30 protein-coding genes are annotated in these 24,898 nt (G+C 70.6%); 8 read left to right on the top strand and 22 right to left on the bottom strand.

The genetic code is table 11. From position 1 onward, the window contains the following. Positions 1 to 51: 51 nt before the first annotated feature. The 7 genes from ABL312_RS04035 to ABL312_RS04005 are packed head-to-tail and all read right to left on the bottom strand — an operon-like array spanning position 52 to position 7,554. Positions 52 to 450, bottom strand: coding sequence for a hypothetical protein (locus ABL312_RS04035; RefSeq protein ID WP_349360088.1), 399 nt, complete (start codon positions 448 to 450; stop codon positions 52 to 54). An 8-nt stretch (positions 451 to 458) separates the two neighbouring features. Further along, positions 459 to 668 carry a hypothetical protein gene (locus ABL312_RS04030; protein ID WP_349360087.1) on the bottom strand — a complete coding sequence of 70 codons (210 nt, stop codon included), beginning with the start codon at positions 666 to 668 and terminating at the stop codon, positions 459 to 461. A 54-nt stretch (positions 669 to 722) separates the two neighbouring features. Then, positions 723 to 1,550: a lysozyme gene (locus ABL312_RS04025; RefSeq protein ID WP_349360086.1), complete on the bottom strand. Its 828-nt coding sequence runs from the start codon at positions 1,548 to 1,550 to the stop codon at positions 723 to 725. Positions 1,551 to 1,597: 47 nt separating this feature from the next. Continuing rightward, complete coding sequence (locus tag ABL312_RS04020) at positions 1,598 to 5,509, bottom strand: glycoside hydrolase/phage tail family protein (RefSeq protein WP_349360085.1); 3,912 nt, start codon at positions 5,507 to 5,509, stop codon at positions 1,598 to 1,600. Then, on the bottom strand, positions 5,497 to 5,940 hold the full coding sequence (locus ABL312_RS04015) for an NlpC/P60 family protein (RefSeq protein WP_349360084.1): 444 nt from the start codon (positions 5,938 to 5,940) through the stop codon (positions 5,497 to 5,499). Before ABL312_RS04015 ends, ABL312_RS04020 begins: the two co-directional genes overlap by 13 nt. Positions 5,941 to 5,995: 55 nt before the next feature. Beyond that, positions 5,996 to 6,889, bottom strand: coding sequence for a DUF2163 domain-containing protein (locus ABL312_RS04010; protein WP_349360083.1), 894 nt, complete (start codon positions 6,887 to 6,889; stop codon positions 5,996 to 5,998). A 5-nt stretch (positions 6,890 to 6,894) separates the two neighbouring features. Further along, on the bottom strand, positions 6,895 to 7,554 hold the full coding sequence (locus tag ABL312_RS04005) for a DUF2460 domain-containing protein (protein WP_349360082.1): 660 nt from the start codon (positions 7,552 to 7,554) through the stop codon (positions 6,895 to 6,897). A gap of 121 nt (positions 7,555 to 7,675) precedes the next feature. Between ABL312_RS04005 and ABL312_RS04000 the strand changes: the two genes are divergently transcribed. Beyond that, positions 7,676 to 7,915: a YdcH family protein gene (locus tag ABL312_RS04000; RefSeq protein ID WP_349360081.1), complete on the top strand. Its 240-nt coding sequence runs from the start codon at positions 7,676 to 7,678 to the stop codon at positions 7,913 to 7,915. Between the two features lie 38 nt (positions 7,916 to 7,953). On the opposite strand, the gene ABL312_RS03995 is transcribed toward ABL312_RS04000, so the two are convergent. The 14 genes from ABL312_RS03995 to ABL312_RS03930 form a co-directional block, all read right to left on the bottom strand. Then, positions 7,954 to 8,490 (bottom strand): phage tail tape measure protein, encoded by a 537-nt coding sequence (locus tag ABL312_RS03995; RefSeq protein ID WP_349360080.1) that lies wholly within the window; start codon positions 8,488 to 8,490, stop codon positions 7,954 to 7,956. Between the two features lie 86 nt (positions 8,491 to 8,576). Further along, on the bottom strand, positions 8,577 to 8,747 hold the full coding sequence (locus tag ABL312_RS03990) for a phage tail assembly chaperone (RefSeq protein WP_349360079.1): 171 nt from the start codon (positions 8,745 to 8,747) through the stop codon (positions 8,577 to 8,579). Positions 8,748 to 8,794: 47 nt separating this feature from the next. Next, the gene (locus tag ABL312_RS03985) at positions 8,795 to 9,190 is read right to left on the bottom strand and encodes a gene transfer agent family protein (protein ID WP_349361341.1); all 396 of its coding nucleotides are present in this window, start codon (positions 9,188 to 9,190) and stop codon (positions 8,795 to 8,797) included. Next, complete coding sequence (locus ABL312_RS03980; RefSeq protein WP_349360078.1) at positions 9,187 to 9,600, bottom strand: phage major tail protein, TP901-1 family; 414 nt, start codon at positions 9,598 to 9,600, stop codon at positions 9,187 to 9,189. The genes ABL312_RS03985 and ABL312_RS03980 overlap by 4 nt, the downstream gene beginning before the upstream one ends. Before the next feature lie 30 nt (positions 9,601 to 9,630). Continuing rightward, complete coding sequence (locus tag ABL312_RS03975; protein ID WP_349360077.1) at positions 9,631 to 10,038, bottom strand: DUF3168 domain-containing protein; 408 nt, start codon at positions 10,036 to 10,038, stop codon at positions 9,631 to 9,633. Next, positions 10,035 to 10,358, bottom strand: coding sequence for a head-tail adaptor protein (locus ABL312_RS03970; protein ID WP_349360076.1), 324 nt, complete (start codon positions 10,356 to 10,358; stop codon positions 10,035 to 10,037). The genes ABL312_RS03975 and ABL312_RS03970 overlap by 4 nt, the downstream gene beginning before the upstream one ends. Beyond that, on the bottom strand, positions 10,355 to 10,924 hold the full coding sequence (locus tag ABL312_RS03965) for a head-tail connector protein (RefSeq protein ID WP_349360075.1): 570 nt from the start codon (positions 10,922 to 10,924) through the stop codon (positions 10,355 to 10,357). The genes ABL312_RS03970 and ABL312_RS03965 overlap by 4 nt, the downstream gene beginning before the upstream one ends. Positions 10,925 to 11,033: 109 nt before the next feature. Then, complete coding sequence (locus ABL312_RS03960) at positions 11,034 to 12,320, bottom strand: phage major capsid protein (RefSeq protein WP_374730175.1); 1,287 nt, start codon at positions 12,318 to 12,320, stop codon at positions 11,034 to 11,036. Between the two features lie 37 nt (positions 12,321 to 12,357). Next, positions 12,358 to 12,852, bottom strand: coding sequence for an HK97 family phage prohead protease (locus ABL312_RS03955; RefSeq protein WP_349360074.1), 495 nt, complete (start codon positions 12,850 to 12,852; stop codon positions 12,358 to 12,360). After that, entirely contained in the window at positions 12,849 to 12,977 is a 129-nt protein-coding gene (locus ABL312_RS03950; RefSeq protein WP_349360073.1) for a hypothetical protein, read from the bottom strand. The genes ABL312_RS03955 and ABL312_RS03950 overlap by 4 nt, the downstream gene beginning before the upstream one ends. A 41-nt stretch (positions 12,978 to 13,018) precedes the next feature. After that, positions 13,019 to 13,207, bottom strand: coding sequence for a hypothetical protein (locus ABL312_RS03945; RefSeq protein ID WP_349360072.1), 189 nt, complete (start codon positions 13,205 to 13,207; stop codon positions 13,019 to 13,021). Continuing rightward, the gene (locus ABL312_RS03940; protein WP_374730197.1) at positions 13,207 to 14,442 is read right to left on the bottom strand and encodes a phage portal protein; all 1,236 of its coding nucleotides are present in this window, start codon (positions 14,440 to 14,442) and stop codon (positions 13,207 to 13,209) included. Before ABL312_RS03940 ends, ABL312_RS03945 begins: the two co-directional genes overlap by 1 nt. A 66-nt stretch (positions 14,443 to 14,508) precedes the next feature. Further along, on the bottom strand, positions 14,509 to 15,840 hold the full coding sequence (locus tag ABL312_RS03935) for a terminase large subunit domain-containing protein (protein ID WP_349360070.1): 1,332 nt from the start codon (positions 15,838 to 15,840) through the stop codon (positions 14,509 to 14,511). Then, positions 15,728 to 16,297 carry a hypothetical protein gene (locus ABL312_RS03930; protein ID WP_349360069.1) on the bottom strand — a complete coding sequence of 190 codons (570 nt, stop codon included), beginning with the start codon at positions 16,295 to 16,297 and terminating at the stop codon, positions 15,728 to 15,730. Before ABL312_RS03930 ends, ABL312_RS03935 begins: the two co-directional genes overlap by 113 nt. 156 nt (positions 16,298 to 16,453) lie before the next feature. Between ABL312_RS03930 and ABL312_RS03925 the strand changes: the two genes are divergently transcribed. From ABL312_RS03925 to pssA, 4 genes are all read left to right on the top strand, one after another. Beyond that, the gene (locus ABL312_RS03925) at positions 16,454 to 16,816 is read left to right on the top strand and encodes a metalloregulator ArsR/SmtB family transcription factor (RefSeq protein ID WP_349360068.1); all 363 of its coding nucleotides are present in this window, start codon (positions 16,454 to 16,456) and stop codon (positions 16,814 to 16,816) included. Positions 16,817 to 16,850: 34 nt separating this feature from the next. Further along, positions 16,851 to 18,800, top strand: coding sequence for an ABC transporter ATP-binding protein/permease (locus tag ABL312_RS03920; protein WP_349360067.1), 1,950 nt, complete (start codon positions 16,851 to 16,853; stop codon positions 18,798 to 18,800). A 129-nt stretch (positions 18,801 to 18,929) separates the two neighbouring features. Next, entirely contained in the window at positions 18,930 to 19,631 is a 702-nt protein-coding gene (locus tag ABL312_RS03915) for a phosphatidylserine decarboxylase (protein ID WP_349360066.1), read from the top strand. Between the two features lie 10 nt (positions 19,632 to 19,641). After that, positions 19,642 to 20,589 (top strand): CDP-diacylglycerol--serine O-phosphatidyltransferase, encoded by a 948-nt coding sequence (pssA, locus tag ABL312_RS03910; protein WP_349360065.1) that lies wholly within the window; start codon positions 19,642 to 19,644, stop codon positions 20,587 to 20,589. A gap of 124 nt (positions 20,590 to 20,713) precedes the next feature. On the opposite strand, the gene ABL312_RS03905 is transcribed toward pssA, so the two are convergent. Then, positions 20,714 to 21,259, bottom strand: a complete 546-nt coding sequence (locus ABL312_RS03905; protein ID WP_349360064.1) for a YcgN family cysteine cluster protein — start codon at positions 21,257 to 21,259, stop codon at positions 20,714 to 20,716. Positions 21,260 to 21,423: 164 nt separating this feature from the next. On the opposite strand from ABL312_RS03905, the gene ABL312_RS03900 reads away from it, so the two are divergent. Genes ABL312_RS03900 through ABL312_RS03890 form a run of 3 tightly spaced genes read left to right on the top strand, consistent with a single transcriptional unit; the run spans position 21,424 to position 24,877 of the window. Further along, on the top strand, positions 21,424 to 23,622 hold the full coding sequence (locus tag ABL312_RS03900; protein ID WP_374730174.1) for a transglycosylase domain-containing protein: 2,199 nt from the start codon (positions 21,424 to 21,426) through the stop codon (positions 23,620 to 23,622). Continuing rightward, positions 23,619 to 24,278 carry a DUF1214 domain-containing protein gene (locus ABL312_RS03895; protein ID WP_349360063.1) on the top strand — a complete coding sequence of 220 codons (660 nt, stop codon included), beginning with the start codon at positions 23,619 to 23,621 and terminating at the stop codon, positions 24,276 to 24,278. The genes ABL312_RS03900 and ABL312_RS03895 overlap by 4 nt, the downstream gene beginning before the upstream one ends. Continuing rightward, positions 24,275 to 24,877 carry a DUF1254 domain-containing protein gene (locus ABL312_RS03890; protein ID WP_349360062.1) on the top strand — a complete coding sequence of 201 codons (603 nt, stop codon included), beginning with the start codon at positions 24,275 to 24,277 and terminating at the stop codon, positions 24,875 to 24,877. Before ABL312_RS03895 ends, ABL312_RS03890 begins: the two co-directional genes overlap by 4 nt. Positions 24,878 to 24,898: the final 21 nt, after the last annotated feature.

Here is a 24,898-nt window from a genome sequence, read left to right as displayed (position 1 = left end):
ACATGAATGTCGCCGGCAGGAACACGACAGGCCCGGCGGCGCGCGGGCCGCTCAGCCCCCGTCGCGCCTGCGGGCCCGCGCGGCGCGCAAGCTCCCCTGCACGCCATCCACGAGAAAGAGCGACAGCAGGATGCCGCCGGCCCAGTCGTCGAGCGGCGACGGCAGGGCGGCGATGTCGAAGGAAAAGGCGAAAATCGAATCGGCGATCACCGCCGCCCACCAGACGCCCAATGGCACCACGAACAGGAGGCGTCCGAGGCGGGCGGCGGACAGGAAATGCCCCTGCTCGGCGATGAGCACGGCCCGGGCTTGCGCGCGCGCAGCGAGTTCGGCGCGGATGCTCTCCTTCGCAATCTCGGCGGAAAGCCCCTCCGCGCTCGTGCGCGCCGCCATCCGCCGGTCGAGATGCCCCAGCAGGAGCGTGAGCAGCGGGCCGGTCAAGGCCGTCATGAGCCAACTCATCGGCCGGACTTCCGCCAGCCCGCCGGGCGGTCGGTCACATGACGCAGCGCGATGTTCGCCACGTTGACGAGCACCAGCATCCACAGCGCGGTGGCGGGCGGCAGATGCGCCGCCCAGTCCACGCCGACGAGAAAGCGCGAGACTTCCAGCGCGAGCGCCGCGCCCGCCGCTAGGGCATTGAGGGTCAGGGTTCTCCAACCGCGCATGACTGTCTCCTATCTTGAGGGCTCGTTGTCCGGGAAAACTGGAACCGCAGGGCGTCACCGGCGCCGCCACCGCACCGTCAGAAGGGCCACGCAGGCGCCCGCCGCCAGGCCGGCGGCACCCCACATCCAGGCGGGCGCGCCGGCGAGCCAGGCTCCGACGCCGCCGATGGCGAGCGCCCCCAGACCGCCGCCAGTGGCGCGCTTGCGCGTTCGCGCCGCAAGGGCCGCGAGCGCGGCGGCGCGGCTCGCCGGGCCGAACAGCCCGTCGACGCGCAGGGGCGGATGATCGCGCTGGAAGCGGCGCACGAGGGCGCGAAACTCCGGACCGCGATAGCCGAGCGACGCCAGCAGCTCCATATCCTGCCGGCGTTCCTCGGGCCGCGTCGCCGGTGCGCCTTGCGTCGCATAGACGCCGGTTTCGAGCAGCTGCGCCTCTTCGCGGCGGCGGCGCACGAGGCCCGCGAGCCTGCGTCCGCCGGCGGTGTTGTAGTTCCTTGCGAGAATGGCGGCGGCCCGGGCGACGTCGCCCTTCTTCAGCACCCGCGCCCAGGCCCAGCCCAGCGCGCGCGGACCCAGGTTATAGGCAACCGAACAGGCCGCATCGAAGCGGTGTTGCGGCAGCGGGCCGAACGCCCGGGTCACGGCCGGGCCGTATTCCTCGTCGACGAGGCGCCGCAGAAGGCCCTCGGCCTCGCGCCGCGACAGCCGGTCGCCCATGCGCAGATCGCGGCCGTGCAGTCTGCGCCAGTAGTCGGCGAAGACCCGGCTGCGCATCGTGAAGCCGAAGCCGATGGTGAGCACGCCGACCGGATCGCGATAGGCGCGCGCGACGAAGCCTTCGTGGCCGGCGATGAAGGCCAGCCCCCGTTCACTGAGTTTCATGGACCGGTTCTCCGGATTGGCGTGACGATGATGGGCCGCGCGTTGCGTCAAACGGTCAGATCGGCGACCGCTGGCAGGCTGTCGCCGACAACGGCGGAGATCTGGACCACGCGCAGCCGGAACGTGCTCGCGGGCCCGCCGAAGATCGAGATCTCTTCCGCCGAGCCAAGATCCACTTGCGGCGCGTCGACCTCGCGGCTCCAGACCGGCAGATCGCCCGCTCCGAGCAACTCGGCGCGGTAGCGCTCGCGTTCCTCGCCGATGGGCACATCGGTCTCGCGCCAGCCGTCGCCGCCGATCCGCGTCCGGCGCACCCAGGAAAAGCGGACATCGCCGCCGGACAACCGCCTTGCGCTCAGATGAGAAGGGGCGAAGGGCTTGAGCCCGCGTGCTTTTGCAACATGCGATAGGTTGCGGCGCGCCAGGCTGTCGAGCGGCTGGCCGGCCGGCAGCACCGCATAGTCGAAGGCAATCCCGATCTCGTCGAGCTTGAGCGGCAGCGGCGCAACCGCGTCGTCCAGCAACACGACCCGCGCGCCGGCCGGCGTCACCCGGGCCGCCGCCGCCTCCGTGCCCAATCCGCCCCGGATCAGATCGCTCAGGCGATAGCGGCGCGGACCGACAAGCTCGGCCCGCGCGAACTGCACGATCTCCAGCCCGCCGTCGGGCGCCAGGACCGCCAGCGGATTGGCGCCGCCGAGCACCTCGCTTTCTCCGGCGCTGTCCAGCGTTCCGTCGGAGATCTCGACCTCGAGGACGTTCATCCGGTCCCACACGGCCACCGGCCCGGGGACCAGGTCCTGCGTGGTCTCGCCCATCACCGCCGGCCGGTCGAGGCGTGTCAGAAAGCCGGGGGACCCGCCCTCGCGGGCGCGGTAGACGTCGAGCCCGCCGGGCCAGGGCCGCGCGAACGCCGCCATGCGCGGGGCATGCGCCTCGTCCGTACCCGGAAGCGGCGGCAGATCGAGGATCAGCACATCCGGCGCGGCGGCGGCGGCGCGCACGGTCGCGGCCCGCCCCTCGCCGCCGACCCGGCGCGCACGCAGGGAGAGCGGCGGGCGTGCCTCGCGCGCCACGATGCGCAGGGCCCCCGCCTCTTCCAGAGACTCGATGCGCGCGGTCATGGCCTGCGCCAATCCGGTTTGCGGATCGGCGGCAAGACGCACGACATCGCCGGGTTCCAGCGCGAGATGCGCCGGCCCGGCGACAAAGCGCAGTTCCTCGCGCGCGCTCCAGCGCCGGACGAGCAGGCCGTCCGCCAGCCCCGCCGCGATGCCCGGATCGAGGGTCGCGGCCAGATCGATTTCCTCCACCCGGACGCTGTGCCCCTCCCGCCGGCGCGAGGACACCACGTAGCGGCGGTGATCGCGCGCGCCATCGCGGGCCGAAATCCGCACCTCGGCCGGAAGATCGGCCGCTTGCGCGCGCAGGCTCGACAGCACGGGCTCGTCGCGCGAGGCCACGACGAGATCGTCGCCGCCAAGCTCCGCGGCGACCGGCGACCAAGCGGGCCGGAAGCCGATGCGCGGGCCGAGATCCGCCGCCACCACGCCATGCGCCTCGAGCAGCGGCGCGAGCACCGCGCGCAAGGTGCTCGGCCCCGCCACCGCCAGCCCGTCGATCGTGCCCGGCACGGTTTCGACCGTGTAGACATCCGGGGACAGCCCGTAATCGGTCGCCAGCGCGCCGATCAGGCCGGCGAGCGACACGCCCCCGAGCCGCCCGGTCAGCCAGTGGCCGGCGCGCCAGTTCTCGCCGTCGCTCCACACGTCGAGCTGCCCGGGAAACGCGGGATAGGGCCGCGCGTCCCAGCACCACAGGAAGATGCCGCCGGCGTCCAGCATCGGCCCGCCGTACACCGGCGAGACCGGATTGGCTCCGGCGGGAAGCGCAGGGTGATCGCCGGACCAATAGGCGAGCACCGCCTCCAGCGCCCGGCGCTGGATCAGGTCGTCGCGACCGCCGTTGGAAAAGCGCGGCCAGCCGGACTCGGAGGATTTTTCGTCGAAGAAGATGTTGGGCTGGTTCGCGCCCCGGTCGATGGCCGGCACGCCCAGTTCGGTGAGCCAGATCGGCTTTGTCTGCGGCGCCCAGTCGGTCGCGGTGGCGAGTTCCGCGCCGCCCACGCGTTCCACATGCGGATTGGACCACCAGCCCACCAGATCCTTGGCGCGATAGACCCAGGGCTTGCCGTAGGCGCCGTCGGCGATGGGCGTGCGCACGCCCGTCAGCCGGTCGGCCTCGCTGGCATAGAACCAGTCGTAATCCTCTCCCCCGGCGACGGCCGCGTGGAGCGCCTGCGCATCGTGCGGCGCGATATTGCCGTCGGGATCGCCCTCCTCGCGCATGTCCGCGAGCGGGAAATAGGCATTGATGCCAACCGCCGAGATGGCCGGATCGGCCCACAGCGGATCGAGGGGAAAGCGCAGCTCGCCGGCGCCGACCTGATGGGCGCCGTATTCCGTCCAGTCCGCGCCATAGGTGATCGCGGCACCGGGCAGGATCGCCTGCACCTCGCTCGCCAGCGCCTTGAGCGCGGCGACGAAGGGATAGACGCCCGACCCCGACCGCAGCCTTGTCAGGCCGCGCAACTCCGAAGCGATCAGGAAGGTGTCGACCCCGCCGGCGGCGGCCGCCAGATGCGCGTGATGCAGCACGAAGCGGCGGAAGGACCATTCCGCCGGCCCCGCATAGCCGACGCCGTTCGGCCCCTGCAGAAAATCGCCGGGCGCGGCCGTGCCGACGAAGGCGTCGAGTTCCGCCGTTACAGCGCCCGTGCCGTCGGGCGTTCCCGGCAGTCCCGGCGCCAGCGAGGCGGTGATCCGCCCGCGCCAGGGGTGCGGCGCCTGCTCCGTTCCACCGTAGGGATCGGGCAGAGCGTTGCCGGCGGGCACATCCATCAGGATGAAGGGATGCAGCGCGACCTTGAGCCCGCGCGCCTTCAGATCCTGAATGGCGCGGATGACGCTTTCGTCGGCCGGCGTCCCGCCATAGGCGGGACGGTCGCCCGCGCGGCTCACCTCGGCGGCCGTGGCCGTCGTTTCGCCGGAGACGGACCATGTCATGCCCGACGTCGCGCGCCCTTGCGTTTCCACCCTGGGCCGGACGGTGCACGTGCCACAGCGCAGGTCGTCGCCGAACCAGGAGACCACCAGCGCCACCTGCTCCAGGTTTGGACACAGCGCCTGCAACTCGTCGAGCGAGGCGGTCCAGTTGCTGTCGGCGTGGGTGACGTGCCGGTTGATGCGCTCGGCGACGCCCGGACGCTCGCTCCAGGTCACCGGCAGCGGCGCATAGACGAACTCGCCGGCGCCCGGGATCACCGTGATCGCCCGCACCAGCGCTTCCAGCGGCTCGACCGCGCGGATCACCTCGAAGGTGAGCTGCGGCAGCCGGTCGCCGTAGAGGTCGAGCGGCAGACGCTCGAAGACGACATAGGCGACATTGCGGTAGGCCGGCGTCTCGCCCTGCAGCGCGGCGATGAGCGGATCGGCGGGCTGGTTGGCGGTGCCGTGATGCACGCGCCAGGTGACGCCGTCGAGATCCATCGGCTTTCCGTCGGCCCACACGGCACCGATGCGCGCCACCGGCCCCTCGCACAGCGCGACGGCGAAACTGGCGTAATAATGATAGCTGCGTTGGGTGACGCGGGCCCCGCCGCCGCCCTTGCCGCCCTGGCTTTGCTCGCGCACCTCTTCCTCGAGGCGCGTCGCCCAGATCACCTGCCCCGCCAGACGCACGCGGCCGTAGACCTTCGGCAGCGAGGCGCCCTCCGTCGACGACTGGATCGACAGATCCGCCAACCGCCGTCCCTCGTTGACCTGGGACGTGCCGAAGAGCGCATCGTCGATCACCGAGCCGGCGAGCGCACCGGCCGCCTGACCGAGAATCGCGCCCGCGCCGCCGAAGACCGCGCCGCCGATCGCCTTGCCGGCGGCCGCGAGGATCAGGGTTGCCATGGTGCCGCTCCGGGAAAGGCGAAGACACCGGCCAGCCGCCGCCGCCAGGCGGAGCCGAGCGGGCTTTCGGTCACGGCGATGCCTTCATAGGCATGGATCAGGGTCGTCGGGGTGGCGAGAATGCCGGCGTGTTTGGCCGGCGCGCCGGCGCGCCAGCGAAACAGCAGCACGTCGCCGGGCTCGGCCGCGCCGGGGCTGCGTTCCTCAAGATGCCGCCGCGCGGCCAGAAGCAGCGTTTCCGCCGGGTCCGCCTCGGCCCAGTCGCGGGTGTAGGGCGGCGGCCGTTCGGGCTCGCGTCCGAACAGCGCCCGCCACACCCCGCGCACGAGACCGAGGCAATCGGCCCCGCTTCCCCGGCAGCTCGCCTGGTGACGATAGGGCGTGCCGATCCACGCCCGCGCCTCGCGGACGATTGTCGCGCGCTCGATCATGTCGGGTCCTTTCGACAAGGAAGGGCAAGGGGAAAAGCCGGCTCAGTCGATCAGGTCAGTCGATCAGGCGGCCACCGTCGTTGCGGGCATCGCCGCGACTGGGATAGGCGAGCACGAAATCCGCCCCCGGCATGTGCGGGAAGCCCTGAAAGTTGGGCGCATTGGCGAATTTCTCCCGGCAGGTCGCAAAGCGCTTGTCGCAGCCGGCGACGAGACGGATCTCCCACGCGGGCTCCGGCACCTGCGGCAGGGGCCCGAGCAGCGTCACGACACGTTCGCTCCCCTCGCGCCGGTCGGACACGATCTCGCGGACAACCGCCGGGCCTGCGTCCGGCGTCACCTCGACGCGCCCGCCGGTGAACCAGTCCGCTTCCGGCCCCGCGACGCCCTCCAGACGCAGCGTGTCGCGCGTCGACCCGGCGGCAAGCGTGGCCGTGGGCCGGAATCCGCCGGCGTCCAGATCCACCCGGCAGCGCGCGTCGCCGAGATCGGCGTCGCACAGATGCGAGAAGACCCGTCCCTGCGGCTGGTCGAAGAGATGCGCCAGACCGCGCAGTTCGGCGCGAAACGCCTGCCCCTCGCGGCGCACCTCGCCGATCACCGCCCGGCGCATCAGCACGCGGGCGGAAGGGTCCTGCCAGTCGACCGTGAAAACCTCGACCTCGGCGCCGTCCCACAGGCCGGCGGCAAGATCCGCCTCGGTCAGGCTTTGCGAAGCGAGGATACCGCTCACCTCGGCCGAGCCGGCGGCCAGATCCGGCTCCTGGGTGGCGGCGGTGGTCTCGAAGCCGAGATCAGGGCGGTAGGTCAGCCCGTCGAAGGCGACCGGCCGGTCGTGATCGGTGAAGCCCAGCGTCAACCCGTCGGCGCGGGTGACACGCCAGCAGGTGGCGCGCGTCGTCGTCGGCGCTGTCAGCCGGTCGCGGGTGGTTTGCGACAGGGTTTTCATGCGCGTTACGCCTCCGTCAGGGGATCGATCTCGACGAGCGGGATGGTCGGCACCCGTCCGGCGCGCACATGCGTGAGACTCATGTCGAGCCGGTCGATGTCGAAGCGCACCGGCACGTCGAAGCGAAAGCCGGCGGTCAGCACCGCACCGGGCGCGGGCGCTCCGCCGAGAAAGGTCACGAGGCCGGTCGCGGAATCGCAGGTGAAGTCGCTGCCGTCGGCGAGTTCGACGCCGTCGCGCGCGATGCGCACCGACCCCGCGACGGGCTTGGCGATGCGCCGGACATAGGCCTGCGCTCCGCTCCCGTAGGTCTTGACGAGGGCGAAGACGTCGGTGGCGCCGTCGCCGATGCCGAGCGGTCCGTCGAGCGCATTCGGGTCGCCGCCTGCGCCGGGTGCGGCGGAGGACAGGTGATCGAAGGGATCGCGAAACCGAAAGCCGGTGAGCCGCCCGCGCATGCGCTCGAAGAAAAGGGCCACCGCCTGAAGGTCGGAGAGCGAGCGAATTCCCGATCCGGCATCGTAGCGCCGCCGCGATCCGGCCCAGCGCGCGTTACGCGCTTCCGCGCCCGAAGCGAGCGTTACGACATCGGTGCGCCATTGCGGTCCGCCGCTGGCGCCAAAGGCCACCCCCAGCGGAAACCGGTCTTCCACGAAACCCGTCATCCGGCATCATCCCCATCTTAATCTCCGCGGATCCACAATGGCGGGCGCGCTTTGATCTCCCTCAAGGCGAAGCCCGACGAGGGCGCGCATTGTCGGCGCAACAACGGAGGTAAGCCCACACATGAGTCACGTTCCCCACGAGCTGCACGAAGAGTTCCCGGACAAGACCGACCAGCTGCATCAGCTCAAGGTGTCCAACGCGCACTTCGCCAAACTCGCGGACGAGTACCATTCGGTGAATCGCGAGATTCATCGCATCGAGAGCGAGGTTGAGCCGGCGTCCGACGAGGCGCTCGAAAACCTCAAGAAGCAGCGCCTCCATCTCAAGGACGAAATCGCGGCCCTTCTCGCCGCCGCCTGATACGCCGGTGCCTGAGCCCCTCCTCTTCAGGCCCGACGTCAAAGCCCGCGCCGTCCCCGTCCGGCGGCGCGGGCTACCATTGTCGCGACCTGCGCCTCGGAGCGCAGGAAACTCTCCGCGTCCCGCGTTTCCACGTTGAACACGATGGACGGCGCGCCGCCCGGGGCATCGCCGAGCGCACTCACGCCGAGCCGCCCGCGCGCATCGCGCGACAGGGGCAGGATCGCTTCCGCCCCCGCCTCCCCCATCAGCCCCGTGCCCGACGCCGAGCCCGGCAACGGGAAATAGGTGGGCGCCGCGACGACCCCGCCCTTGGCGAAGGGCATTGGGGCGTCGGAGCCGCCGTTCGACGGGGTAGCAAAGAAATTCGAGACGAAGCTGCCTGCGATCTTTTCCACCCTTGTGCCGATCAGATCTCCGAGGTCGTCCATCGATCGCTGGAGCGACCACTGCGACAGGGATGTGGCGATCGACTTGAAGACCACATCGAGGCGCTCGCCACCGCGCACTGCGGTTTGCAGGGCACCAGCGAGCGTCGATCCGATCTGCTTCGAGGTCTCATGCACCTCCGTCATAATGGCAGCAAGTCTTTGTGCTTCCTCAGATTCTGAATCCGAGTTTTCCGCATCGGTGTCTGTCTGATCGTCAGAACATGAGCCGGTCACGTCGGTTCTCCATCTGGATAGCGTTGCATCAGAAATTCGAAGGCCGCGCGCGGCAGCGGTCCGCGCTGCGTCGCCCCGACCGGACGCAGGGCGGCGGCGACCTCACGCGGGGTCGCCCGCCAGAAGGCCTCCGGCGTCCAGCGCAGGCGTCCGAGACAGGCCGCCATCACGTCGCGCCAGGGAAAGGCCGCGGGCCGGCGCCCGCCCGCGGCCGTCAGCGGTTTCCCGGGTCGGGTTCCCCCGCTGCGGTGGAGGGCGCGGCCCCGTCTCCCGGGACCTCGTCTCCCGGGACTTCGTCTCCCAGGAAGGTGACGCGCAGCAGATCGGCGACGGCGCGCGCCAGCGCCGGCAGGCCGCCGTCCGGGCGCATGGCGGCCAGCGCCGCATCGTCGATGGGCTGGCCCGCGCCGCGCAGACCCGCGCCGACGATGGTGAGCAGATCCCGGGACGACAGATGCCCGCTCGCGAAGCGGGCCCCGAGCCCGTTCAGGCTCTCGCTGTCGAAGGCGGCTTCCAGTTCGGCCAGCGCGCCCAGCGTCAGCACCATCGTGTGCCGCCGCCCGTCGAGCGTCACCGAAACCTCGCCGCGATGTCGGTTGACCATGGTCAGACGCCCGCGAAGGTGAGTTCGCCGGCCGATTCCAGCGCGAGCTCATAGGTCAGCTCGCCGTTGTGCGTGCCGGCATAGTCGAGCGCGACGATCTGGAAGGGACCGGTGATCGTGCCGAAGTCCGGCACCACGACCTGCCAGTCGCGGATCAGCCCGTCGAAGAACAGCCCGCGCACCGTTTCGTCGGCGGCGGCATCGCGAAAGATGCCGGACCCCGACACGCTGGCAGAGCGCGTGCCGGCACCGGCAAGCAGTTCCCGCCAGCGCCCGGCACTGTCCGTGTCGGTGATATCGACGCTGCCGGCATTGAGCGCGATCCGCCGTGCGCGCAGGCCCGCGACCGTGACGAAGGCGCCCGCGCCGGTGGAATCGCATTTCAGCAACAAGTCCTTGCCTGCCTGTGCGGCCATGGCCCTCTCCTTTTTTCAGGTCCGTCCGTGTCAGTTCGCCGGTTCGGTGACGACCGTCACGCGCAGCCTCCCGCGCCAGCCGCGCCCGCTGCGCAGCCGTTCGCTGCGCATCACGGGATCGCTCACATGCACGAGGCGGTGCCCGGCCAGATGCGCGCCGAGGCCGGCGAGCGCATCGCGCATGGCAGCGACCGCCGCTGTCGTTTCGCCGCGCGCAGGGGTCCGCGAGATCACGGTAAGGTCGAGCGTGTGCCGCTCGCCTTCCGCCGGATCGCCGGTCAGCAATTGCGTTTCCATCGGCCCCAGATCGACGAAGGGGGCGGGTGTCGCGCGCGGCGCGCCGTCGTGCACGCGGCCCGGGCCGATCAGCGCGGTGAGCGCCGCGTCGCCGCGCAGGGTTTCCACCAGCGCCGCCCGCAGGGCCTGCTGACCGCTCATCGTCCCTCCTCCTCGACGAGACAGGTCACGTATCCGCTGCGCCTCGGCGCGTCGTCGACGGCCAGCACGCGGAAGACGCGCGCGCCCTCCACGAGCCGCCAGCCGCCGGCGATCCCGCTGCCCGCGCGCAACGTCGCGCTGTGACTGGCAACGCCGTCGACGCGCTCCAGAACCTGTCGCTGCGCGAGACTTGCCGGCGCGAGCGCCACGAAGACGGCCCCCATGTCGGTGAAGACGATCTCCGCCTCGCCGTCCGAGGCCTCGATACGATCGGGCCGCTCGAGCCGCATCGGCCGGTCGAGGTCTCCCGCGCGGGTCACAGCCGCAGGCTCCGGTAGGGCGCGATCAGCGCTTCGAGCCCGCCCGGCACCTGGGTGGTGGCCATCTCGGCTCCGAGATCGCGATGGTCGAACCAGTGGGCGACGAGCATCAGGATCGCCTGGATGAGGGGTGCCGGAACGTCCGTCGCATTCGCGCCGTAGCCGGCGGTGAAGTCGATCTCGATGCCGTTGAGGCCCTGCCCCGGTGCCATTGCGCCGAGCGCCACCTTGAGACGCGGCGGCGTGCCGGCGCCGTCGAGCGTCATCGCGGAGGCCGTGAACGTCTCCGGCACCCCGTCGCCGTCGTAGACGGTGAGCGCGTCGACCGACTGCACGGGCGCCACCGGCAGGCGGACGATGCGCCCCGGCGGCCAGGCATCGAGATAGAGCCGCCAGCCCTGCGTCAGCAGCGCGCGTCCCGTCGCCCGTTCCACATGGGCCCGCGCGGTCGCGACGAGGCGCGCGATCAGCGTGTCCTCGTCGCTCGCGGTAACCCTCAGGTGGGCGCGGGCCTCGTCCAGCGTCACCGGTTCCTGCGCCGGCGGCGTCGTGAGGAGTGCGGTCATGGCCATCCTTTCCAGAAGACGGAGAAAAGACCCGCGCGCCGCTCACGGAAGCGGGAGACCGGCGCGCGGGCAAGTCGCGGCAGGGAGCCGGCGGGTCAGATGGAGGAGGTCAGGCGGAGAAGGTCAGCAGCTTGATGGCCTCGAAGTCCTGGATGCCGCCGCCCACGCGCTTGGTGGTGTAGAAGAGCACGTAGGGCTTGGCGGAATAGGGATCGCGCAGGATGCGCACCCCGGCGCGGTCCACGATGAGATAGCCGCGACGGAAATCGCCGAAGGCGATGGCCGGGGCGTCGGTGGCGATATCCGGCATGTCCTCCGCCTCCACCAGCGGGAAGGTCATGAGGGTGGCCGGCGCGCCCACGGTGGCCGGCGGCTGCCACAGGTAGTTGCCGTCGGCGTCCTTCATCTTGCGCACCACCGCCTGGGTGCGGCGGTTCATCACGAAGGTGCCGTTCTGGCGATGGCCGCTCTTGAGCGCATAGACGAGGTCGATCAGCACGTCGGCGGGATCGCTCGCGGGAAAGGCGCCGGCCGTGCCGGTCGCGATCTCGCCCAGGTTGCCCCAGCTCCAGGAGGCGTCGGCGACGCGCGGATAATCGAGAAACCCGCGCGGCTTGTTGACGCCGTCGCCGGTCACGAAGGCCGTGCCCTCCTGTTCGGCGAAGGCGGTCTCCACCTCCTCAGCGATCCAGGCATCGACGTCGACCACCGCGTCCTCCAGCAGCGAGGGCGTCGCCGCCGGCATGGCGTAGAGTTCCATGGTCGGGAAGGAGAGTTCCGCCAGCGTCGGCGCGGAGGTCTGCGGCCGCGCCGCCGTTTCCGCGACCCAGCCGGCCTGCGGACCGGAGATCGAGAACGGCTTCTTGAACACGCTGGAGGACACCTGCCGCACGCCGGCGATCGCGCGGATCGGCGACACGCTGGCCATGCGGCGCAGGATCTCGCTCTCCGTCTCCTCCGGCACCAGATAGCCGCCGTCGGGATCGGAGCCCACCGACATCGCCTTCATCTCGAGCGCCCGCAGGCCGTCCTCGCGGCCCTTGCGGATATAGGCGTCGAAGGCGCCCTTGTGTTCGCCCGCGTGGCCGCCGCGCGCGCCGGTTTCCAGCGGATCGATGCCGCGCGCCGGACGGGCGGACTTGAGCGCGAGGCGGTCGAGGCGCTCCTGCTGGCGGTCGATCTGGGCGGAAATCCGGGCGAGCTTGTCCTCGCTCAGCGGATCGCTCGCACCGCGCGTCTCGATGTCGCTCAGCCGCTCGTCATTCACCTCGCGGAAGGCCTCGAAGGCGGCACGCATCTCCTCCAGATCGCGGCGCAACCCGTCGGGGGAGGCGGCGTCGGTCACCGCCTTGCGTTCGGGGGCGGACGGGTTCGGTCGGAACGTGGGAACGCTCATGGATCAACTCCTGGAAAAAGGGGCGCGGGGACGCGCATCAGGACGCCACGCGGAGCGCGGCGGCGGGACCGGGCGCGGCGATGCGCGCGTCCGGATGAAGGGGAAAGGTCACAAGCGACACTTCCCAAAGGTCGATGTCGAAGACCCGCCGCACGCCGGCGCGCGGATCGCGGCGGGCGCTGCGGGTGCGAAAGCCGATGGACAGGCCGTCGAGGGCGCGGTTCCTGACGAGCTGGGCCGCGTCGCGGCCGAGCGCGGTGCTCGTGAGGATGCGCCCGCGCACCCACAGACCGCGCCGGTCCTCGCGCAGGGCGTCCCACACGCCGATGGGGCGGGCGGGATCGTGCTGCCACAGCAGGCGGATGCCTTCCGCCCCGCGCTCCTTGAGGCTGCGGCGGAAGGCACCGCGCATGACGAGATCGCGCGCATCGTCCGCGACGCCGAACAGGCTCGCATAGCCCGCGATCACATAGCCGCCGGGGCCGCCGGGGCCATCGGAGCCGCCGGGCGCGGGCGCATCGGCCCCGGTCACGCGGCCTGCCCCCGGACCTTCGCGCGGGCCCGCAGCACCATGGCGAGGCGGGCGGCGAAACCGGCGAAGACACGGCGGTGCCGGTCCCGCGCGCCGGGCGCGCGGGTCGGGAAGCTGACGGTCATGGGAACTCCTCGGTCTTTGTGGCCCTGCCTTGCGGGCGGGCTCAGTCGTCGTCGCTGAGGGCCCGGTTGAGCCGGGCAATCGCATCGACGAAATCGTCGAAGCGGCGGTTGGAGCGCACCATCTCGCGCAGGCTCCAGACCAGCAGGCTGGAGGCGGAACTCGCCCACAGCAGCAACACGAGATGGGCGAGATCGCCCTGCCGGGCGACGGCGTGCAACACAGCGTCCATCACATGTCCGCCGGGGCAGCTTCGGGCCGGTCCGCGGCGGCGTCCGGGTCAGGGGCGGCGGCGGGATCGGCATCTGGGTCGTAGCCGACGGCGACACGCTTTTCCGTGCGGGTCAGGAAACTCGCCTGTTCCAGCCGCTGCCACAGGGCGGCGCGTTCGCTCGACAGCGCCTCGACCCGGTCGAGATCGGGGGCCAGCCGCAGCCGCGCGTCGTCGTCGTCCGGCAGCCAGCGGGCGAGCGCCTCGCCGACGCGGGCGGCGAGCGGCAGCACGGTCTGGCGCCAGAAGGCACGGTTGGCCTCCTGGAAGTTTGAGTAGGTGTTGTCGCCGGGGATGGCGAGCAGCATCGGCGGCACGCCGAAGGCCAGCGCGATCTCGCGCGCCGCCTGGTTCTTGGCGGCGATGAAGTCCATGTCGCGCGGCGAGATCCCCATCGGCTTCCAGTCGAGACCGCCTTCCAGCAGCAGCGGACGCCCGGCGTTGCTTGGTCCCTGATAGCCCTCCTCCAGCTCCTTCTTCAGCCGTTCGAACTGATCCTCGGTCATGTTCGAGGCCTGCGGCCCGCCATAGACCAGCGCGCCGGACGGCCGCGCGGCATTGTCGAGCAGCGCCTTGTTCCAGGCCCCGGCGGCATTGTGCAGGTCGAGGCTGATCTGCGCCGCCTCCAGCGGCGCGAAGCCGTAGTGGTCGTTGAGCGGATGGAACACCTTGAGGTGCAGCACGCTGGCCTGCCCGCTGCGGCGGTCCGCCCCAAGCCGTACGGTGCGCCCGGCCACCGAATAGTCGAAGGCCTCCGGCCAGCCGTCGCGGCCGAGCACGATCTTCACCCGGTCGGGGCGCAGGCTGTGCAGTTCGCGCAAGGTGCCGTCGACGCTGACCCCTTCGACATAGGCGTTGCCGGCGACAAGCAGATGCCCGTAGACCTCCTCCAGAAAGGTCGTGCCGGACATCGCCGGATTGGGCGCGGCCAGCAGATCGAGCGCCGGATGGCGGTCGACCTCGCGCTCCCCCTCGTAGAGCACGAAGGGCACGCTCGCCGCCGACTCGGCGATCATGCGCACCGCCCGATGCACGACCGGGTTGCGGGCGTAGCCCTCGCGGGCGAGCGCGGCATAGTCACGCGGGGTCCAGACCGGACGCCCGGCGCCATGCAGGGCGAGCAGCGGACCGGTGCGCGAGGCCTTGCGCTCCTCGGGCCGGCGCATCAGCGTGTCAAATACCGATCGCAATCCCATCATCAAGGCTCCTTCATTCGGCGGCGAGGTCGGCGGCAGCGGCGGCGGCGAAAACGTAGGGTCGGCTCAGATGCTGCGCAGGCGCGGCGTTCCCCGGTCGGCGAGCGCCAGCTCGTGCAGCGCATAGACCAGCGCGTCGAGCCGGTCCGGCGAGCGTCCGTTCGACAGCCCTTCGCGCGTGAAATCCGTCATTTCGTCCTCCAGATCGGGAAAGGCCCCGACGTGGCGGACCCGGTCCTGCTCGTAGAGCATGGCGACCGGCTCGGCGCGCAGCCACTTGCCGCGCCGCGCCCGCACGGCGCGCACCGGCACGCCCGGGTCGACGTTCGAAATCACCGCGCTCACCATCTCGCCCCCCTGGTTGACCTCCGCGACCAGACAGTCGGCGTCGAGATCGCGCCACAGGACGACGGCCGCACGGGCCCATTGCGCCGGCGTCGCGGCGGCAAGGCTGCGGTCGGCGAGCACATGCACGCGGTCCTGCTCGTCGATGCCGGCCGCAATGATGCCGCAGGCGTCCGAGCGCTTTCCCGAAGACGCCGGCGGATCGACGGCGACGACGATGCGTTCGAGCGGCGGGATCTGGCGGACGCGGATCGCGTCGAGCCCCTCGCGGCTCCACATCGCGCCCTCGCGCGCCTCCACCAGTTCGCCGTCGAGTTCCTGACGTGCCAGCCGCGTGCCGGCGTAGCGGGCGCGGATCGCGGCGACAAAGCCGGCGGCCAGATGCGCCGCGTTGCTCTCCGTCGGCGCGCTGACCACCCGTGTCTCCGGGTCGGCCATGACCTCCTTGAGCAGCGGAACGGGACGCGGCGTGGTGGTGACGAGCTGGCGCGGCCGCCTGCCCAGCCGAAGTCCGAACTGAAGCATGTCCCAGACCTCCCGGGCGTGGCGCCATTTGGCGAGTTCGTCGCACCAGGCGAAGTGAAACTGCGGCCCGCGCAGGGCGTCGGGATCTTCCGAGGAGAAGACCTGCGCCACCGCGCCGTTCGGCCATTCCAGCCGCCGGCGCGAGGGCTGCCATTGCGGGCGCTCGTCGCGCGGATGCACGGCCAGCAAGCCGGACACGCCCTCCACCATCACCTCGCGCGCATCGAGATGGGTCTCCGCGATCAGCGCGATGCGCAGCCCATCGTCCGTCCGCCCGCCCTGGGCGGTGGCGACCAGCGCGCGGATCCACTCCGCGCCGGCGCGCGTCTTGCCCGCGCCGCGTCCGCCCATCAGCAGCCAGCAGCGCCAGTCGCCCGTTGGCGGCAGCTGATGGGGATGCGCCCACACCTCCCAGTCATGACGCAGGAACGTCAGTTCCCGGCGGCTCAGGCGGGACAGGAAGTCCGGCAGCCTTCCCCTGCCGGCACAGTCGATCAAGGCGCTGCGCAAGCTCTCGCCTGAGTGCATCTTCGTCCTCTCCGGAAGGGGCGAGCTCGGCGACGCCCGCGCGCAGTTCGATCAGCACGTCCAGCGTCTTGGCGAGGCTGCCGAGCGTGCGGGCGTTGCGTTCCAGCGTGCCCGCCTGGGTGTCGGCGCCGGCCTCGGACCCGCGCGTGGCCTGCAATTGCGTCTCGATGGCCGCGATCTGGTGTTCGAAGACCTGCGCCAGCCGCGCGACCATGCGCGCCAGACCACGCGTGTCGCCGGCATCCATCAGATCGCGCAGGCGCCCGGCCCGGACCCAGCCGTCGCGCCGCACGCGCCGGGTGATCGTCGCCGCCGTGACATCCATGCGCCGGGCGATCTCCTCGACGTCGACATCCTCGGTCTCGTACAACCCGCGCGCCACCTGCCAGAGGTCCGGCGTCAAATGCACCGGACGCTTGCGCGCGCTCGACCCGCCGGCCGCCTCATCCTGGCTCATGGCATCTTTCGCTTTCTGTCATGTGTCCTCCTGACGGCCGGCGGTCTTGCCCGATCCGTGACCAGGGCGTAGAAGGGTTCCATCGGCGAAAGCCGATGAAACCGGCCGTCCACCGCCCGCCCGAGCCCTTGCCCGAGACCCTGCCCGAGCCCCTGAATGGCATCTGACCAGACCTGCCCCTGCACGGGCGACCGGCGCGCCGAGCGCGCCGACGCCGGCTCCCTGGAAGCCGGGCTCAAGGCGCTCGCGCACCCTGTCCGGCTGGAGATCCTGCAGATCCTGTCGACCCGCGAGACGGCGTGCTGCGGCGACCTGGTGCGCCGTCTGCCCCTTGCCCAGTCGACGGTCTCGCAACATTTGAGCGTGCTGCGGCAGGCCGGTCTGATCGACATGCGCGGCGACGGCCGATGCTGCCACTATTTCCTGGCGCGGCCCGCGCTCGACCTCTTGTCGCGCGACGTCGCCCATCTGTTCGCATCGCTGTGCCCCGCCTCGGGCGCGGCGACGCCCGCCGCGTGACCCGCGCGCCTGCCGCGCGCCGAAAGGACCGTTCATGACCTCCCGCCGTTCCGGCACACCCGCTTCCGCCCCGCGCATTTCCGCCGACGAGGTGTCGACGCTCACGACGCTGCGCCAGCTGTGGCCCTACATCTGGCCCTTCGACCGGCCGGATCTGAAGATGCGCGTCGGCCTCGCCGTGCTCGCGCTGATCGTGGCCAAGATCGTCACGGTGCTCTCGCCCTATTTCTTCAAGTGGGCGACGGACGCGCTCACCGCCGCCAATGACGGCGGCACGGCCGAGGCGAGCCCGCTCGGCATCGGCGCCCTGCCCGCCTGGCTGGTCGCCCCGGTCATGCTGGTCATCGCCTATAATGTCGCCCGCATTCTCTTCGTCGGCTTCAACCAGCTGCGCGACGCGCTGTTTGCCCGCGTCGGCCAGCATGCGGTGCGCCAGCTCGCCTTTCGCACGTTTCGCCATCTGCATCTGCTGTCGCTGCGCTTTCACCTGCAGCGCAAGACCGGCGGCCTGTCGCGCGTCATCGAACGCGGCATCAAGGGCATCGAGAACATCGTCCGCTTCACGATCCTCAACGGCATTCCCACGATCTTCGAATTCGCCATCATGGCGGCGGTGATCTGGTACCAGTTCGGCGCGATGTATGTGCTCGTGGTCGCGGTGATGATCGTCGCCTACACCTGGTTCACGGTGCAGACCTCGAACTGGCGCATCGGCATCCGCCGCGCCATGAACGCCAGCGACACGGACGCCAACTCCAAGGCCATCGACAGCCTTCTGAATTTCGAGACGGTCAAGTATTTCGGCAACGAACGGCTCGAGGCCGACCGTTTCGACCGCGCCATGGAGGGCTACGAACACGCCGCCACGCGCACCTGGACGTCGCTCGCCTGGCTCAACTTCGGGCAGGCCGTCATTCTCGGGGTCGGAACGGCCGTGTGCATGGTGATGTCGGCGCGCGGCGTCATGGCCGGCACGCAGACGCTCGGCGACTTCGTCATGATCAACGCGCTGCTGCTGCAGCTGTCGATCCCGCTCAATTTCATCGGCTTCCTCTATCGCGAGATCCGCCAGGGGCTCGCCGATCTGGAGGCGATGTTCGCCCTGCTCGCCGAGCCGGCCGAGATCACCGACAAGCCCGGAGCCCCTCCGCTCGCCGTCGACGGCGGAACGATCCGCTTTCAGGACGTGGCCTTTCACTACGACGCCAACCGCCCGATCCTGAAGGGCATCTCCTTCGAGGTGCCGGCCGGGCACACGGTCGCCATCGTCGGGCCGTCGGGGGCCGGAAAGTCGACCATCTCGCGGCTGCTGTTCCGCTTCTACGACGTCACCGGCGGACGCATCACCGTCGACGGGCAGGACCTGCGCGACGTCACGCAGGCTTCCGTGCGCGCGGCGACCGGCATGGTTCCGCAGGACACGGTGCTGTTCAACGACACCATCGCCTACAACATCCGCTACGGCCGCCCGGACGCCAGCGACGACGAGGTGCGCGAGGCCGCGCGCCTGGCGCAGATCGCCGAGTTCATCGAGGCGCTGCCGCAGGGCTTCGACACCGAGGTCGGCGAGCGCGGGCTGAAGCTGTCGGGCGGCGAGAAGCAGCGCGTCGCCATCGCCCGCACGATCCTCAAGGCCCCGCCGATCCTCATTCTCGACGAGGCGACCTCGGCGCTCGACACCCATACCGAGCGCGAGATCCAGGCCGCCCTCGACCAGGTGTCGAAGAACCGCACCACCGTCGTGATCGCGCATCGGCTGTCGACCGTCGTCAACGCCGAGACGATCCTCGTCCTGGAAAAGGGCCAGATCGTCGAGCGCGGGCGTCACGACGACCTGCTCGCCGCCGGCGGTCTCTACGCCTCCATGTGGGCGCGCCAGCAGGAGGCGAGCGAGGCCGAGGAACGGCTGCGCGCGGCCACCCGCGACGACACGGGCTTCGTGGTGCGCGGGCCCCGCGCCGGCGAGGACATGCCGGCCGAATGATCGCCGCGCCGCCGTTCGCGGCGAACGCAGCAAGCCGGGTCGCGGATTGATTTTCCGCGCGCCAGCGGTGAAAAGGGGCGGTCGGGCACGCGCCGTCGCGTGCCCCCGCCCATTCGAACGGACCCGTGCATGTCGCTGAGCGATACGATCTCCAAGACTTTCGTGCCCATCCATCGCGAGGGCTGGCCCTTCATCGCGATCGCCGCCGGCGTGACGCTGGTCGTCGGCTGGTTCGCCGATCCGCTGTTCTGGATCGGCCTGATCCTCACCGGCTGGGTGTGCTATTTCTTCCGCGATCCGCCGCGCGTCACGCCGGTCGACGACAGTCTCGTCGTGTCGCCGGCCGACGGCACCGTGTGCCAGATCGGCCAGGCCGTGCCGCCGCCGGAGATGGACCTCGGCGCCGAGCCGCTGATGCGGGTCTGCATCTTCATGAATGTCTTCAACTGCCACGTGAACCGGGCGCCGGTCGGCGGGCGGATCACCCGCGTCGCCTATCGCGCCGGCAAGTTCCTCAACGCCGAATCCGACAAGGCGAGCGAGGACAACGAGCGCAACGGCCTCGTCATCGAAAGCGGCACCACGCGCGTCGGCGTCGTGCAGATCGCCGGTCTCGTGGCGCGGCGCATCGTGTGTTTCGTGCGCGAGGGCGAGAACCTGCGCGCCGGCGAGCGCTTCGGCCTCATCCGCTTCGGCTCGCGCCTCGACGTCTATCTGCCGCTGGAGACGCGGGTGAGCGTCGCCGTCGGCCAGACGATGATCGCCGGCGAGACCGTGATCGCCGATCTCGCGGCCGAGACCCGCGACGCCGTTCTCACCCGCGTGAGCTGAAGGTCCCGTCATGTCCGCGCCCTTCGCCCCTTACGATCCGGGTCCCACACGCCGCCGGCGCGGTCGGGCCCCGCGCTTCCGCCGCGTGCCGCTCCGGCTGATCCTGCCCAATCTCGTCACGCTGCTGGCGCTGTGCTCGGGCCTCACCGGCATCCGCATGGCGCTCGAAGCGCGCTGGGACTTCGCCATCGGCGCGGTGGTCATCGCCGCCGTGCTCGACGCGCTCGACGGGCGCGTCGCGCGGCTGCTGAAGGGCACCTCGCGCTTCGGCGCGGAACTCGATTCGCTGGCCGATTTCGTCAATTTCGGCGTGGCGCCGGCGATCATCCTCTATTCGTGGCTACTCGACGAGGTGCGCTCCATCGGCTGGATCGCGGCGCTGATCTTCGCCATCTCCGCCGCCCTCAGGCTCGCCCGCTTCAACGTCTCCATCGACGATCCGGACAAGCCCGCCTGGGCGGTCAATTTCTTCACCGGCGTGCCGGCGCCTGCCGGGGCACTCAGCGTGCTGCTGCCGGTCTATCTCGAACTCATCGGCCTGCTGCCGCACTGGGCGGGGCTCGCCCCGGTCGTCGCGGTCTATGTGGTGGCCATGGCGCTGCTGATGGTGTCGCGCCTGCCGACCTACTCGGGCAAGAAGCTCGGCAGCCGCATCCGCCGCGATCTGGTGCTGCCGCTCTTCGTCGCGGCGGTGCTCTTCGTGGCGCTGCTCGTCACCTTCCCCTTCGAGATGCTCGCCATCGGCGTCACGGCCTATCTGATCTCGATTCCACTCGCCTGCCGCGCACATGCGGCCTATGCGTCGGGCAACAGGGTGGAGACGTCGGAGGCCGATGCGGCGGAAGACGACGCGCAGGATGCCGAGACCGACCTCGATCATCTCGACGATCCCGAAACACCGGACGCGACGCCCGGCGAGACGTCGAAAGACGGGAGCGGATCCGACCGGGCGCGCTGACGCCCTTCGCGGCTCCCCCGCAGGTTCGCCCAATAAAAATGCGCCCAAGGCTTCCGCCCGGGCGCACCATTTCGACCATGCCTGAACCCTAGTCGATCAGCGGATCGCTGTCAAGAATTTTTTCCTATTTCTTGACACTTCCGCCTGTCGCCGCCGGGCTGTCCCCGCCGCTGACGTCCTCGGCCATCGGGTTTTCGCCGGGCCAGTCGACCACAAAGGCCTCGTAATCCTCGATGGCGATGCCGTCCTCGCTGCGACACTTGCCGCGCACGGAGATGCCGGCAGCGTGCACCGTGTGGGGATCGCCGGACACGAGCGGGTGCCACCAGTAGAGATCGTGTCCCTCGGCGAGCAGGCGATAGCCGCAGGTCGGCGGCAGCCAGGTCAGTTGCGGCACCGTCTCGGCGTCGAGCGGCAGACAGTCAGGCACCTTGGCGAGGCGGTTGTCGTAGTCGCGGCAGCGGCAGGATTGATCGTCGAACAGCGTGCAGGCGAGTTCGGTCCACACAATCTCGCCGGTGTCCCAGTCTTCCAGCTTGTTGAGACAGCAGCGCCCGCAGCCGTCGCAAACCGCCTCCCATTCCTCGCCCGTCAGTTCGCCGAGCGTCTTGCGGCGCCAGAACGGCGCCGCTTCGGCGTCCGAGGCGTTCTCGCCATGGTGTGCGCTCACCTGTGCCCTGCCTTTTCTTGAATCCGGCGCCTGAACGGGAGTACAACGGGGCGACCGGCGCGTGGCCTCCCAGATCTGGCCCGCGCGGCGCTCCGGCGGGCAGCCCCGGCCACGTCCCCGTGGCCGCGTCGCGCGTGCCCCGCATAGCAGAACGGACGGACAAGGTGAACCAGCGATCCGGCGCCCCCGATCCCGGCAACTCCTCCGAAGGTGGGCCGCCCCGGGTGCCCGCGTCCTCGAAACTGCGGGCGCGGCTGCTCTCATGGGATGCCTGGGTGGACACGACGCTCTGGCGGGTCTTCACCGCGCTGCGGCGCGGGCTTGAGGGCTACTCGGCCTGGCTGCGGAAGTTCCGGGCGCGCGGTGCGGGGCGGGTCGCGGCGGAACTTGCCTCCGACGGCGTCACCTTCGGCGTGCTCGGTCTGATCGTGATGCTGTCCTTCGCCCAGGACGCGATGGACAAGACCGCGCGCTCGGACTGGCGCACCACCAACGACTTTTCCGTCACCTTCCTCGACCGCTTCGGCAATGTGATCGGCCACCGCGGCATCCTGCTCAACGACACGGTGCCGCTGGAGGAGATCCCGGACCATCTCGTCAAGGCGGCGCTGGCGACGGAGGACCGCCGCTTCTTCTACCACTTCGGCATCGACGTCTTCGGCACCTTCCGCGCCATGGTGGAGAACGTGCGCGCCCGCACGGTCGTGCAGGGCGGGTCCTCGATCACCCAGCAGCTCGCCAAGAACCTGTTCCTGTCCAACGAGCGCACGCTGGAGCGCAAGATCAACGAGGCGTTCCTGGCGCTCTGGCTCGAGGTCAATCTGACCAAGCGCGAGATCCTGAAGCTCTATCTCGACCGCGCCTACATGGGCGGCGGCACCTTCGGCGTCGCGGCGGCCTCCGAGTTCTATTTCAACAAGAGCGTGCGCGACCTCACGCTGGCGGAATCCGCCATGCTCGCCGGCCTGTTCAAGGCGCCGAGCAAGTTCGCCCCGCACATCAACCTCCCGGCGGCGCGCGCGCGCGCCAACGAGGTGCTCACCAACATGGTGCAGGCCGGCTTCATGACCGAGGGTCAGGTGATCGGCGCGCGGCGCAACCCGGCGGTCGCGGTCGACCGCAGCCGCGAGCGCTCGCCCGATCACTTTCTCGATTATGCCTTCGCCCAGGTCCGCGAGCTGGCGCGCACCAACCCGGCGCTTGCCAACGACCGCATCCTGACCGTGCGCACGACGCTGGATCCGGGCCTGCAGCGCCAGTCGGAACGCGCGATCCTCGACACCCTGCGCCAGTACGGCCAGCGCTACCGGGTGGAGGAAGGCGCCGTCGCCGTCGTGGTGCCGGAAACCGGCGCGGTGCGGGCGATGGTCGGCGGCAAGGACTATGGCGCCAGCCAGTTCAACCGCGCCGTCGACGCGGTCCGCCAGCCGGGGTCTTCCTTCAAGCCCTTCGTCTATATCACCGCCTTCATGAACGGCTATTCGCCGCGCTCCATCGTGCCCGACGCGCCGATCAGCATCGGCGGCTGGAGCCCGCGCAACTACGGCCGCAGCTATCGCGGACCGGTATCGCTGAAGCTCGCGCTCACCAAGTCGATCAACACGATCCCCGTCCGCCTCGCCCAGGCGCTCGGCCGCGACAAGATCGTGGAGATCGCCAAGGCCATGGGCATCACCACCGAGTTGAAGATCACCCGCGCGCTGCCGCTCGGCGTGGCGGAGGTCACGGTGCTCGACATGAGCGCCGCCTATGGCGCCTTCGCCAGCGGCGGGCTGAAGGTGACGCCGACGCCGATCCTGGAGGTTAAGAACTCCGCCGGCGAGACGGTCTATGAGGCCGCGCGCCACCGCACGCCGCCGCAGCGGCTTTTCCCGGCGGAAAAGGCGGCGGAGATGAACGACGTGCTGGTCAACGTGGTGGAAGCGGGCACCGGCCGGCGCGCCCAGGTGCCCGGCGTCACCGCCGCCGGCAAGACCGGCACGACGCAGGCCTATCGCGATGCCTGGTTCGTCGGCTACACCGGCAATTATTCCGCCGCCGTGTGGTTCGGCAACGACGATTTCAGCTCGACCGGGCGCATGACCGGCGGCAGCCTTCCGGCGATGACCTGGCAGACCATCATGGACTATGCGCACAAGGGCATCGAACTGAAGCCGATGCCGGGCGTCGACCGGCCGCCGCAGGCAGACGATCCGGCGCTGGTAGCGGATGGAAACGGCGGTGCGCCGGGCAGCCCGCGCCTGCTGCGCGAGCCCTCCATGGCGGTTCTGGAAGAAATCGGCGCCCGGCTGGAGGCCCTCGGCGCGCGGGCCGCACTGCCCGCCGACACGCGCGTCGCGAACGCGGAGCCGGCCCGCCCGTGACCCTTGCCCTTGATCGCAATCCGGAAACCGACGGGTATCGCGCCGATCCGGTTCCCCCGATCCTCGCCCGTCCGCGCCGCAGCCTCGCCGCCACGCTGGCGGCGGTGCTGACGATCGCGCTGGTGTCGGGGCTCGGCAGCGCCTATCTCGCCATCGAGCGCGGCGCGACCTTCGACCGGTTGCGGCTTGGCGCGTGGGAGGCGCATCCCGTGGAGGGCACGCCCGAGGCCGATCCCTATTCCGCCGCGACGCACGCGCGCACCGGCCGCGTGCCGCTGGCCTCCGGCGAGGGGCTGATCTTCTTCGCCACGACCGACAGCGCCGGCGCGCCCCTCACCCCGGCCTGCGAATATCTGATCACGGGCAAGGCCGCCCCGGCCCGGCTGTGGACGCTGACGGCGCTGGACGCATCGCTCAGGCTGACCGAAACGGTCAATCCGCGCGCCGGCCTTCACAGCCGGCAGATCCTGCGCCGGCCGGACGGCACCTTCGAGATCCGCACCGCCGCGCGAGCGCGGCCCGGCAACTGGCTGCCCACCGCGCCGGACGCCGACGGTCTTGTGCTCGCGTTGCGGCTCTACGACACGCCGCTCACCACCGGCACCGGCGTCGCCAATGTGCCGATGCCCGAGATCCGGCGGGGACGCTGCCGATGAGCCCGCACGCCCTCCGCTTCGCCCGCTGGGGCGCGATCGCGCTGGCCGGACTGTTTCTCGGCGGCATCGTGCATGTCGCCGCGGTGATGAGCGTTCCCGCCGTCGTGCCTCAGACCGCGCATGCGCGCGTGGCGGTCTTCGGCCCCGACGGCGTGTTCAACCGCCTGCCGGAAACGCGCGCGGGCGCCGAGCCGCTGCCGCTGCTCGATCCGCAGATGCTGCATGCGGCCTGCCGCTTCGACCTTGCGCGCGGGCCGCTGCGCATCGAGGCGGCCCTGCCGCCGCCCTTCTGGTCCTTCGCCCTGTTCAATGCAAGGGGCGAGGCCGTCTACAGTCTCAACGACCGCACGTCCGGCAACGACGGCCGGCTCGACGTGCTGGTTCTCACGCCGCAACAATTGAGCCTGCTCCGGGAAAACCCGCCTCCGGGGCTTGAGGATCTGATCGTGATCGAAACCGCGGAAATCCAGGGCTATGCGCTGCTGCGCGCCTTCGACGGCGATCCGCTCAACCGCGCGCGGATCATCGCGGAACTGGAGGCCGCGCGCTGCGCGACGCTTGGCGAGGAGACGCCCGCCCCCACCCTGCGCGACTTCTAGGCCGCATCGAAAGAGGACCGA

The organism is Stappia sp. (assembly GCF_040110915.1).
In the GTDB taxonomy this organism is placed as follows: Bacteria; Pseudomonadota; Alphaproteobacteria; order Rhizobiales; family Stappiaceae; genus Stappia.
This window is presented reverse-complemented; position numbering and strand designations above follow the sequence as displayed.

Excerpts from the sequence above, each read along its gene's own strand:
- ABL312_RS04035 (WP_349360088.1), bottom strand. The coding sequence starts at position 450 with ATGACGGCCTTGACCGGCCCGCTGCTCACGCTCCTGCTGGGGCATCTC.
- ABL312_RS04030 (WP_349360087.1), bottom strand. The coding sequence starts at position 668 with ATGCGCGGTTGGAGAACCCTGACCCTCAATGCCCTAGCGGCGGGCGCG.
- ABL312_RS04025 (WP_349360086.1), bottom strand. The coding sequence starts at position 1,550 with ATGAAACTCAGTGAACGGGGGCTGGCCTTCATCGCCGGCCACGAAGGC.
- ABL312_RS04020 (WP_349360085.1), bottom strand. The coding sequence starts at position 5,509 with ATGGCAACCCTGATCCTCGCGGCCGCCGGCAAGGCGATCGGCGGCGCG.
- ABL312_RS04015 (WP_349360084.1), bottom strand. The coding sequence starts at position 5,940 with ATGATCGAGCGCGCGACAATCGTCCGCGAGGCGCGGGCGTGGATCGGC.
- ABL312_RS04010 (WP_349360083.1), bottom strand. The coding sequence starts at position 6,889 with ATGAAAACCCTGTCGCAAACCACCCGCGACCGGCTGACAGCGCCGACG.
- ABL312_RS04005 (WP_349360082.1), bottom strand. The coding sequence starts at position 7,554 with ATGACGGGTTTCGTGGAAGACCGGTTTCCGCTGGGGGTGGCCTTTGGC.
- ABL312_RS04000 (WP_349360081.1), top strand. The coding sequence starts at position 7,676 with ATGAGTCACGTTCCCCACGAGCTGCACGAAGAGTTCCCGGACAAGACC.
- ABL312_RS03995 (WP_349360080.1), bottom strand. The coding sequence starts at position 8,490 with ATGACGGAGGTGCATGAGACCTCGAAGCAGATCGGATCGACGCTCGCT.
- ABL312_RS03990 (WP_349360079.1), bottom strand. The coding sequence starts at position 8,747 with ATGGCGGCCTGTCTCGGACGCCTGCGCTGGACGCCGGAGGCCTTCTGG.
- ABL312_RS03980 (WP_349360078.1), bottom strand. The coding sequence starts at position 9,600 with ATGGCCGCACAGGCAGGCAAGGACTTGTTGCTGAAATGCGATTCCACC.
- ABL312_RS03975 (WP_349360077.1), bottom strand. The coding sequence starts at position 10,038 with ATGAGCGGTCAGCAGGCCCTGCGGGCGGCGCTGGTGGAAACCCTGCGC.
- ABL312_RS03965 (WP_349360075.1), bottom strand. The coding sequence starts at position 10,924 with ATGACCGCACTCCTCACGACGCCGCCGGCGCAGGAACCGGTGACGCTG.
- ABL312_RS03960 (WP_374730175.1), bottom strand. The coding sequence starts at position 12,320 with ATGAGCGTTCCCACGTTCCGACCGAACCCGTCCGCCCCCGAACGCAAG.
- ABL312_RS03950 (WP_349360073.1), bottom strand. The coding sequence starts at position 12,977 with ATGACCGTCAGCTTCCCGACCCGCGCGCCCGGCGCGCGGGACCGGCAC.
- ABL312_RS03945 (WP_349360072.1), bottom strand. The coding sequence starts at position 13,207 with ATGGACGCTGTGTTGCACGCCGTCGCCCGGCAGGGCGATCTCGCCCAT.
- ABL312_RS03940 (WP_374730197.1), bottom strand. The coding sequence starts at position 14,442 with ATGGGATTGCGATCGGTATTTGACACGCTGATGCGCCGGCCCGAGGAG.
- ABL312_RS03935 (WP_349360070.1), bottom strand. The coding sequence starts at position 15,840 with ATGCACTCAGGCGAGAGCTTGCGCAGCGCCTTGATCGACTGTGCCGGC.
- ABL312_RS03930 (WP_349360069.1), bottom strand. The coding sequence starts at position 16,297 with ATGAGCCAGGATGAGGCGGCCGGCGGGTCGAGCGCGCGCAAGCGTCCG.
- ABL312_RS03925 (WP_349360068.1), top strand. The coding sequence starts at position 16,454 with ATGGCATCTGACCAGACCTGCCCCTGCACGGGCGACCGGCGCGCCGAG.
- ABL312_RS03920 (WP_349360067.1), top strand. The coding sequence starts at position 16,851 with ATGACCTCCCGCCGTTCCGGCACACCCGCTTCCGCCCCGCGCATTTCC.
- ABL312_RS03915 (WP_349360066.1), top strand. The coding sequence starts at position 18,930 with ATGTCGCTGAGCGATACGATCTCCAAGACTTTCGTGCCCATCCATCGC.
- pssA (WP_349360065.1), top strand. The coding sequence starts at position 19,642 with ATGTCCGCGCCCTTCGCCCCTTACGATCCGGGTCCCACACGCCGCCGG.
- ABL312_RS03890 (WP_349360062.1), top strand. The coding sequence starts at position 24,275 with ATGAGCCCGCACGCCCTCCGCTTCGCCCGCTGGGGCGCGATCGCGCTG.